Origin of the sequence: Mycobacterium sp. (genome assembly GCF_035314665.1) — a bacterium.
In the GTDB taxonomy this organism is placed as follows: Bacteria; Actinomycetota; Actinomycetes; order Mycobacteriales; family Mycobacteriaceae; genus Mycobacterium.
On the sequence record NZ_DATFZD010000152.1, the window covers coordinates 1 to 9,105 of the forward strand.

Here is a 9,105-nt window from a genome sequence, read left to right on the forward strand (position 1 = left end):
AACGGCGCACCGCAACAGCTGTGGGTGTTCTGGCTGGCGCCGCTGATCGGCGGGGCGATCGCCGGTATCGCTTATCCGTTCCTGTTCGGGCGGGCCGAGGAGACCGAGGACCATCCGCGTCGGCGTGACGCTGTCACAGCGCTACCTGTCGACGACGCCTAGTCGCCGGTCAGGTAGCGCTGCAACGTTGGCCCCATCCAGGCGACTACGTCCTCGACAGGGGTCGACGCGATCGGCTCGAGCTTGAGTTGGTAACGCGCGAAAGCCAACCCGGCTAAATGGCTGGCCACCAGCTCTACCCGTAACTCGGCATCGGTGACCCCGAACTCCGCGGCGACACGTGTGGCCACCGGACCGGCAAGGGCGTCATGTAGCACCTGTCGGGCCTGCGGCTGGATCGCCGCCGAGCGCCACACCGCCATGAACGGCTCGAAGGCGCCGCCCTCATCCCAGTGCTCGAGGAAACGACGAACCAGCCGCTGGCCGATCTGGTTGGGACCCTCGTCCAGCAGCGTGGCCAATTGGTGCAGCGGGTGCTCGGGCCCGGTCAGCGCCGACGCGCTGAACAAGCCCTCCTTGCTGCCGAAGAAGTAATAGACCATCGCGACGTCCACCCCGGCCTCCGCGGCGATCGCGCGGACCGTGGCTCGTTCGTAGCCGTCGCGCGTGAAACGTTCACGTGCGGCGTCGACGATCCGCTGCCGGGTCTGCTGGCCGGTACGCCACCGACCCGGACGGCCGGGCTTTGACATGCCCGGCAGCATACTTCAACGCATGTTGGTCTTAGGGTGTCGAAGGCGTACCGTTTATTCAACCGAGGTTGAAGTATCTAGATCGAAAGGGGTTTGACATGGTTACGGACACACGTGAACGGCAGCTATGGTGGCGACACCTGATCTCGATCCTGGTGTTTCCGGTGACGGTGACGCTCGTCGTACCGGCGCTTATCGTGACCCCGGGTCACGCGCGGCTGAACTTCGATTCTCCGCTGAACATCGGCCTCGTCATCGTCGGCGGTCTGCTCATCGCCGGCGGGTTGGGCATGTGGTTGTGGACGGTGTCTTTGTTCCATCGGATTGGCAAGGGAACGCTCGGGCTGGGCAAGCTGATGGGAGAGCCGGTCCACCTCGTCGTAGTCGGCCCGTACCGGCATGTGCGTAACCCGATGATCAGCGGCGTGCTCGCCATCCTGCTGGGGGAGGCGGCCGTCGCCGCGTCGGGTTCGCTGTTGGTCTGGTTCGCGAGCTTTTGGGCGTTGCAAGAAATCGCCATCCGGTTCTGGGAAGAACCGCATCTCACTCAGCGATATGGCAGCGAGTATGTCGAGTACCAGCAGAACGTTCCGCGCTGGCTTCCGCGGATCTCCGGGTGGGTCCCGGCGAATCAGCGTTAGCGATCCGCTTGCCATTCGCCATCGGCCATGACGGCGGTGACATGCAGATCTCGGTCCAGGACAACGAGATTGGCGTCGGCACCGGCGCGCAGACTGCCGATGTTGTCGAGGCCGAGCGCTCGGGCCGGTGCCGTTGCGGTCATCCGCACCGCGGCGGCCAGCGCCGCGTCGCGGTCCGAGCCGAAGCCGGCCGCGGCGCGGAAGAGCTGGTCCATCGTCGCGGTGCTCCCGGCGATCGTCGAGGTCCCACGCACGCGTGCCACCCGCTCGACAACCTCGATTTGCACTGCGCCGAGCTGAAATTCGCCGTCTCCCAATCCCGCCGCCGCGGTGGCGTCGGTGACCAATGCCACCCGATCGGCTCCCGCCGCCTCGATCACCGCTCGTTGCATTGCGGGGTGGACGTGCACGCCGTCGGCGATCAACTCCACGGTCACCCGAGCATCCGCCAGCAAGGCCAGCGCGGGTCCGGGCTCGCGGTGGTGCACTGGCCTCATCGCATTGAATAGGTGGGTGCCGACCGTCGCCCCCAGCTCGATGGCATGCCGGGTCTGCTTGTAAGTTGCGTCGGTATGTCCAACGGCGACAACCACTCCGGCGTCGGCGAAGCGGGAAATCGCATCGCTGCTGCCAGCGCGTTCGGGTGCCAGCGTGACCATCCGGATCGCGCCACCGCCGGCGGCCAGCACGGCGTCGATCTCGGCGGGTTCCGCGTCGCGCAGCTGCCGAGGATCGTGTGCCCCGCAGTGCGCCGCGCTCAGCCAGGGGCCCTCCAGGTGGATACCGGCGACAATGCCGGCGCGGGTCGAAACGGCGAGCGCGCGTACCGCCGTGAGCAGGTCGGCCGGCGACGACGTGACCAGGCTGGCCAGGCTGGTGGTCGTGCCATGCCTGCGGTGAAACATGGCCGCGCGCAGAATATCTGCGTCGTTGCCGTCGATGTATGACGCGCCGCCGCCACCGTGCACGTGGATGTCGACGAAGCCGGGCACGACCAGCGCATCGGGCATATCGACATCGGCCTGCCGGGGCGGCAGGCCGGACCCGCAGCCAACGATCCGTCCGGCCGAGGTTTCCACCCAACCGGGTCGGCAGGGGCCCTGCTGCAGCACGACAGTGCCGGCGGCGATCAGTGACATGCCTGCACATCCGTTGCAGGGCTTGCTAATTTCTCAGGCCAATGACCGTCATTCTCCCAGAAGTGCCGGATCTCTTCGAGTTGTCGGCCTTTGGTCTCGGGGGCGAACCGGTACACGAACGCGAAGCCGGCCACAGCGAAAACGCCGAACACTGCGAAAGTGCCTGCGCCGCCCAGCGAATGCAGCACGGTCAGAAATACACCGGCAACGATGGCATTGGCCGCGAGATTGGCGGTCAGCATCGCACTCGACCCCATCGACCGTAGCCGGGACGGGAAACTCTCACCGGCATACACCCATACCAGCGCGCCGAAGCCGAAGGTGAACCCCATCGTGAACAGCAGCACGCCAACGAAACCGAACATCGCGGGCGAATGCGCGGCGAACACGATGATAAGCACCACGTCGGCGGCGATCATCGCGCCGATCCCCGATAGCAGAACCGGGCGCCGCCCCAGCCGGTCGACCAGAACCACCGAGACCAGCACGGCGGCCAGCGCAGCGACCTGAACCAGCGCCGGAAGCACCAGCAGCGCGAAGTCGCCGCGGAAGCCCATCGCGTCGAACAATCGGGGGCTGTAGTAGACGATCGCGTTGACGCCGGTGATCTGGATGAAAAAACCCAGCACGACGACGAAGACGGTGGCGCGCAGGTACGGCCGGCGCAGCATCTCCATGAACGTACCGCCGCTTTCTTCGGCCAGCGCAGCGCTGATCTCGGCGAGTTCACGTTCGACGTCCCTATCGGGCTCCACCTGTTGCAGCGCCCGCCGCGCTTCGGCGACCCGGCCTTTGAGCAAGTACCACCGCGCGGTGTCGGGCATCCGCAGCAACCCTACCGCCACCAATGTTGCCGGCACGGCGGCCAGCCCCAGCATCCAGCGCCAGTTGTGCGAATCCGCCAGCAGGTAGCAGGCCAGGTAGCCGAGGATGATGCCGAACACGGTTGCGACCTGGTAGCCGACCAGCAGCGAACCGCGCACGCTGGCCGGCGCGGATTCGGCCACGAACACCGGAACCACGACGACGGACACCCCAATGGTCAGGCCCAGCAGCAGCCGGGCAACCAGCAGCATGGGCACCGACTCCGACATCGCGCCCAGCAGCGCGAACACCGCGTAGCCGGCCGCGACCAGCACCATCGACCGCCGGCGCCCGATCAGATTGGCCAGCACACCCGCGCCTAACGCTCCGGCGATTTCGCCGACCACCACCGCGGTCGTCACCAGCTCCTGTTGCCGCGTCGTCAAACCGAATTCGTCGGTGATGAACAGCAGCGCACCCGCGATGTTGGAAAGGTCGTAGCCGTAGACCACGCCCAGGCTTGCTGCGGTGAGGCCCAGCAGGAGTCCATGCCGCCGGGTCAAGTGCAGCACTTGGGATCCAGTGCCGTGCAAAGCGCCTGTAATGCTTCGGGGCGTACCCGATGAAACACGTTCATCCCGCGGCGGTCCGAGACCACCAGGCCGGCTTTGCGCAGCTGGGTCAGATGGTGACTCACCGTGGACTCACTCAGGTCGAGCACGGCCGCTAGCTCTCCGGAAATCTCCTCACCGGCAACGGAACTGAACAGATACGACACAATCTTGACCCGCGCGGGATCGGCCAAGGCCTTCAAACGCAATGCGATCTGCAACGCGTCGGCGTCGCTCATCGGTCCCGCGGCCACCGGGGCACAACAGACCGGCGCGGTCGTATCGATAGCCGGCAACGCTTTCGGCATCAGACCATCTTGCCACATGCATTGACATATATCGAAAAGGTGGGCATGCTGGGCCAGCAGCAGTAGTTCGATATATGTCTCACAAGTGGAAGGTTCGCTGCCATGTCGCGGATTCAATTGGCGCTCAATGTTGAGGATCTGGGTCAGGCAATCACGTTCTATTCCAACCTGTTTCATACCGAACCAACCAAACGCAAACCTGGCTACGCCAATTTCGTCATCGCTGATCCGCCGCTGAAGCTGGTGCTACTGGAAAACCCTGGCCAGGGTGGGTCGCTGAATCACCTCGGGGTCGAGGTCGATTCCAGCGAGATCGTGCACGCCGAGATCGCCCGGCTGACTGAAGCCGAGATGTTCACCGAAGAGGAGATCGGCACCACCTGCTGCTTTGCGACGCAGGACAAGGTCTGGGTCACCGCTCCCAGCGGCGAGCGCTGGGAGGTCTACACCGTGCTCGCGGATGCCGAGAGCTTCGGGGAGACCGCCGCCGAAGCCACATCGTGCTGCTGACGGCGCACCCATGACCGACACCGGCGTTGCCGCCACGACTGAAATTCCTTCTGTATCAGACCTTTCCATGCTGGACCGGATGTTACCGGTTTGGATCGCGGTGGCTATGGCTGTTGGCCTGCTGCTGGGACGCTGGGTGCCCAACCTCAACATCGCGCTGCAACAAGTCCAGATTGACGGGATTTCGCTGCCCATCGCACTGGGGTTGCTCATCATGATGTATCCGGTGCTGGCCAAGGTCCGCTACGACCGGCTCGATACCGTTACCAGCGACCGCCGGTTGCTGATCAGCTCGCTGCTGCTCAACTGGGTGCTCGGCCCTGCGGTGATGTTCTCCCTGGCCTGGCTGATGCTGGCCGATCTGCCCGAATACCGCACCGGGCTGATCATCGTCGGCCTGGCCCGCTGCATCGCGATGGTCATCATCTGGAACGACTTAGCCTGCGGGGACCGCGAAGCCGCTGCAGTGCTGGTCGCGCTGAACTCGATCTTCCAGGTGCTCATGTTCGCCGCCCTGGGTTGGTTCTACCTCTCGGCGCTGCCCGGCTGGCTGCATCTGCCGCAAACCGCCATCTCCACCTCAACGTCGCAGATCGCCAGATCCGTGCTCATCTTCCTGGGCATTCCCCTACTTGCCGGATACCTGTCCCGCCGGTGGGGCGAAAAAGCCAAGGGGCGCAACTGGTACGAGACCCGTTATCTCCCCAACATCGGTCCTTGGGCCCTCTATGGGCTACTGTTCACGATCGTGATCCTGTTCGCTCTGCAGGGCCACCAGATCACCTCCCGGCCATGGGATGTCGCCCGCATCGCACTGCCACTTTTGGCCTACTTCGCGATCATGTGGGTGGGCGGCTACCTTCTGGGCGCGGTACTCGGCTTAGGGTATCCACGCACCACCACGCTGGCCTTCACCGCCGCCGGCAACAACTTCGAACTGGCCATCGCCGTGGCGATCGCCACCTACGGCGTTGCGTCCGGCCAAGCGTTGGCCGGCGTCGTTGGACCCCTGATCGAAGTGCCTGTGCTCGTCGCCCTGGTCTACGTCTCGCTAGCGCTGCGGAAACGGCTATTCGCATGAGCGGCAGACCCAGCGTCATGTTCGTTTGCGTGCATAACGCCGGCCGCTCCCAGATGGCCGCCGCGCTACTAACCCATCTCGCCGGTGACGGCATCGAAGTCCGGTCGGCGGGAACCGAACCCGCGGATCGGATCAACCCTGCCGTCGTCGCGGCGATGGCTGAACTCGGTATCGACATCACCGCACAGGTCCCTAAGGTCGTGACCCCCGACGCGGTGGAGGCCAGCGACGTCGTCATCACCATGGGCTGTGGCGACGCGTGCCCTTACTTTCCCGGTGTGTCTTATCGGGACTGGAGACTTGACGACCCGGCGGACCAACCGCTCGACACCGTCCGCGTAATCCGTGATGACATCGCCGAGCGCATCCGCGCACTCATCGTCGAACTCCTGCCGACCATGAGCTAGTTCTGCGGCCGGCGATTCATCGAGCGAGCGGCCATGATCAACCCGAACACGATGATGGTGCCGATCACCGCCACACCGACTCGTACCGGCAGCGCGTCGGCCGGTGGCACGATCGCGGCAGCGCTCGCGGCGGCACCCGGAACGGCGGCCCCGCCGGCCGATGTCTTGAGCGCGGAGAGCAACGACGGGTCGGGTTCGATCAGTGTTCCCACCCGGGTCCCCGGCGCGGTCGCGAAGCCGTAATCCAGCAGATGCGCCGCCTGCTGCCACGGCGCTATCGGTAGGCGGGTGCCGTGCAACAGCACCGCCATCAGCCGGCGCCCGTCGCGGTTGGCGGCGCCCACGAACGTCTGGCCGGCGTCGTCGGTGTATCCGGTCTTGCCGCCCAGCGCGCCCGGATAGTGGTAGAGCAGCTGGTTGTCGTTTTCCAGCTCGTAGCCCGGGTGATCGGCGTGCCCCGGGAAATCGAACTTCTGCGTACGCACGATGTCAGCGAAAGTTGGATTCTCCCAAGCGTATCGGTAGAACAGGCCGATGTCGTACGCCGAGGTGCTCATGCCGGGGCCGTCCAGCCCCGACGGCGTTGCGGCGCGGGTGTCGCGGCCGCCGAGCTTGCCGGCCAGCCCGTTGATCTTCTCCAGCGCGACCGGCATGCCGCCCAGCTGCATGGCCAGCGCGTGCGCCGCGTCGTTGCCGGAGTGCATCAGCAGCCCGTGCAGCAACTGGTTGACGGTGTAGGTGCCACCCGGGGCAACGCCGACCCGGGTGCCCTCCGCGGCGGCATCGTCAGGCGTGCCGTCGACGGTCTTGTTGAGGTTGAGCTCGTTCAGCGATGCCATCGCGACGAGCACCTTGATGACGCTGGCCGGGCGGTGACGGCCATGCGGGTCACGCGCGGCGATGATCGCGCCGCTGTCCAAGTCGGCCACCAGCCAGGCCTCGGCGGAGACGTCGCCCGGCACCGGCGGGGTGTCGGCCGCCGTCACCACACCGCAGCCGCCCAGCGCGTTGCCGCCGATCGGCGATGCGGGCACCGGCAGCGGCAGCGGAGGATCGCCGGCCTGCGGAACTTCCGACGAGTCCACCGCCGGCGGGGTGGCCACCTTGTACGGACAGGTGTCATGCCCCGCACCGCCGGCGTTGGGCTCGGCGATCGCAACCGGCATACCGAGCACGGCGGGCACCGCGACCATAAAAGCCGTCGCTACCAGGCATGACGCATAGCGTAAGAAAGGCCGCAAATAAGGCATCGTCTGTGCAGAGTAGGCGATCAGCGGCCCGAATCCTGGGAGCCGCGCTGTGACTGGTGTTACAGAAGTTACAAATCTAGATAACAGACGCCGGGCCCCCCGATGCGGCCCAGCCACAGCCGTCCGGGCGTTTCCACCACTCCGGTGGCCAGGCCGAAGGTCGCATGTTGGGCGCGAAGCTGGGTCACGATATCGCCGTCGTCGGGGTCGAACGCGGCCACCCACACCGTCGGCTTCGGGTTGGGCAGCCAGCGGTAGGGCAGCAGTCGCCACATCAGGGTGCGGATGATCGGCGCGCGTGGGCTCAGCCGTTCGCTGAGCCGGTTGCGGTCTGAGACCAGCGCCACCCAGATCCGGCCGTCGAGACCGGTCGAGATGTTGTCGGGATAGCCGGGCAGTTCGGTGACCAACGGCGTGATCGACCCGGCCCGGCTTCCGGTGAGCCAGTACTTAGACAGCCGGCAGGCGGTCGTCTCGGCGAACACCAGCGCCGACTCGTCCGCGGTCAGCGTCACGCCGTTGGCGAAGTACAGATCTGGGGCCAACACGCTGACGGTCCCGTCGGGATCACGCCGGAACAGCGACCCCGTCGGGCGTCCCTCGACCACCGAGCCCTTGTAGTACTCGTAGTGGAAGCGGCTCGTCGACTCGGTGAAAAAGATTGTGCCGTCCGATGATTCGACGACGTTCGAGCAGAACGTCAGCGCTCGGCCGGCCACCTCGGCGACCAATGTTTCCATTGTCCCGGTGGCGGGGTCGTATCGCAGCAGGCCGCGGTGGCTGTCGCAGATCAGCAGACGGCCGTCACGGGCGACCGCCAGCCCGAGCGGTCGGCCGCCGGTGTTGGCCATCACCTGAATTGAGCTGCCGTCGCGGGTGATCCGGATGATGCGTCCGTCCTCGACACCGGTCCAGATGTTGCCTTCGGCATCGGCGACGACGTCTTCGGGCGCGGTGCCGGGCAGTTCGACCACGTGCAGCGTTGCCGTGAGGTCGGGTTCGGGTAATGGTCGTGACGGCGGTGGCTGCCACCGGATCGGGTCGATGGCGGGTTTCGTCATAGCCGACTCCCAATATCAGTCAGCACGCTGCGCAGGATCGATTCGATGGTGTCGAACTCGGTTTGACCGCTGATCAGCGGCGGCGCCAACTGGATGACGGAATCGCCGCGGTCGTCGGTGCGGCAGTACAGCCCGGCTTCGAACAGGCCCGACGACACCTGGCCAAGCAGCGAGCGGCGTTCGGCATCGGTGAAGGTTTGCTTGGTCGCCTTGTCCTTGACCAGTTCCACGCCGTAGAAGAATCCCTCGCCACGCACATCGCCGACGATGGGCAGGTCATACAGCTTTTCCAGGGTGGCGCGGAAGCCGGGCGCATGGTTTTTGACGCGGTCGTTGAGGCCCTCGCGCTCGAAGATGTCGAGGTTGGCCAGCCCGACGGCCGCCGACACCGGGTGGCCGCCGAAGGTGTAGCCGTGCGGGAACATCGTGTTGCCGTCGTTGAACGGCTCGAACAACCGCTCGCTGGCGATCATCGCGCCGATCGGCGAGTAGCCCGACGTCATCCCCTTGGCGCAGGTGATCATGTCGGGCACGTAGCCGA

At 65.7% G+C, this 9,105-nt stretch carries 9 protein-coding genes and 1 pseudogene; 3 read left to right on the plus strand and 7 right to left on the minus strand.

Going from position 1 to position 9,105, the window contains the following annotated elements; genetic code table 11:
• Nucleotides 1-158 precede the first annotated feature (158 nt).
• Nucleotides 159-752, minus strand: coding sequence for a TetR family transcriptional regulator (locus VKI00_RS11925; protein ID WP_324437665.1), 594 nt, complete (start codon nt 750-752; stop codon nt 159-161).
• A 98-nt stretch (nt 753-850) separates the two neighbouring features.
• Between VKI00_RS11925 and VKI00_RS11930 the strand changes: the two genes are divergently transcribed.
• Nucleotides 851-1,393: an isoprenylcysteine carboxylmethyltransferase family protein gene (locus VKI00_RS11930; protein ID WP_324437666.1), complete on the plus strand. Its 543-nt coding sequence runs from the start codon at nt 851-853 to the stop codon at nt 1,391-1,393.
• Here VKI00_RS11930 and nagA read toward each other — a convergent pair.
• Genes nagA through VKI00_RS11945 form a run of 3 tightly spaced genes read right to left on the minus strand, consistent with a single transcriptional unit; the run spans nt 1,390 to nt 4,255 of the window.
• A complete protein-coding gene (gene nagA / locus VKI00_RS11935) occupies nt 1,390-2,532 on the minus strand; it encodes an N-acetylglucosamine-6-phosphate deacetylase (RefSeq protein WP_324437667.1) in 1,143 nt (380 codons plus the stop codon). The genes VKI00_RS11930 and nagA overlap by 4 nt on opposite strands.
• Entirely contained in the window at nt 2,523-3,899 is a 1,377-nt protein-coding gene (locus VKI00_RS11940) for a sugar porter family MFS transporter (RefSeq protein WP_324437673.1), read from the minus strand. Before VKI00_RS11940 ends, nagA begins: the two co-directional genes overlap by 10 nt.
• Nucleotides 3,896-4,255, minus strand: a complete 360-nt coding sequence (locus VKI00_RS11945; protein WP_324437668.1) for an Rv2640c family ArsR-like transcriptional regulator — start codon at nt 4,253-4,255, stop codon at nt 3,896-3,898. Before VKI00_RS11945 ends, VKI00_RS11940 begins: the two co-directional genes overlap by 4 nt.
• 102 nt (nt 4,256-4,357) lie before the next feature.
• Between VKI00_RS11945 and VKI00_RS11950 the strand changes: the two genes are divergently transcribed.
• Together VKI00_RS11950 and arsB are read left to right on the plus strand one after the other, a co-directional pair.
• Nucleotides 4,358-4,765: an ArsI/CadI family heavy metal resistance metalloenzyme gene (locus VKI00_RS11950; protein ID WP_324437669.1), complete on the plus strand. Its 408-nt coding sequence runs from the start codon at nt 4,358-4,360 to the stop codon at nt 4,763-4,765.
• A 10-nt stretch (nt 4,766-4,775) separates the two neighbouring features.
• A pseudogene (gene arsB / locus VKI00_RS11955) lies at nt 4,776-6,253 on the plus strand (ACR3 family arsenite efflux transporter).
• Here the strand turns inward: arsB and VKI00_RS11960 are convergent.
• The 3 genes from VKI00_RS11960 to VKI00_RS11970 form a co-directional block, all read right to left on the minus strand.
• Nucleotides 6,250-7,503 carry a D-alanyl-D-alanine carboxypeptidase family protein gene (locus tag VKI00_RS11960; protein WP_324437670.1) on the minus strand — a complete coding sequence of 418 codons (1,254 nt, stop codon included), beginning with the start codon at nt 7,501-7,503 and terminating at the stop codon, nt 6,250-6,252. The pseudogene arsB and the gene VKI00_RS11960 overlap by 4 nt on opposite strands.
• Nucleotides 7,504-7,571: 68 nt before the next feature.
• Complete coding sequence (locus VKI00_RS11965; RefSeq protein WP_324437671.1) at nt 7,572-8,564, minus strand: SMP-30/gluconolactonase/LRE family protein; 993 nt, start codon at nt 8,562-8,564, stop codon at nt 7,572-7,574.
• Nucleotides 8,561-9,105 (minus strand): aminotransferase class III-fold pyridoxal phosphate-dependent enzyme (locus VKI00_RS11970; protein ID WP_324437672.1); only part of this gene is annotated, 545 nt, incomplete at its 5' end. The genes VKI00_RS11970 and VKI00_RS11965, both read right to left, overlap by 4 nt.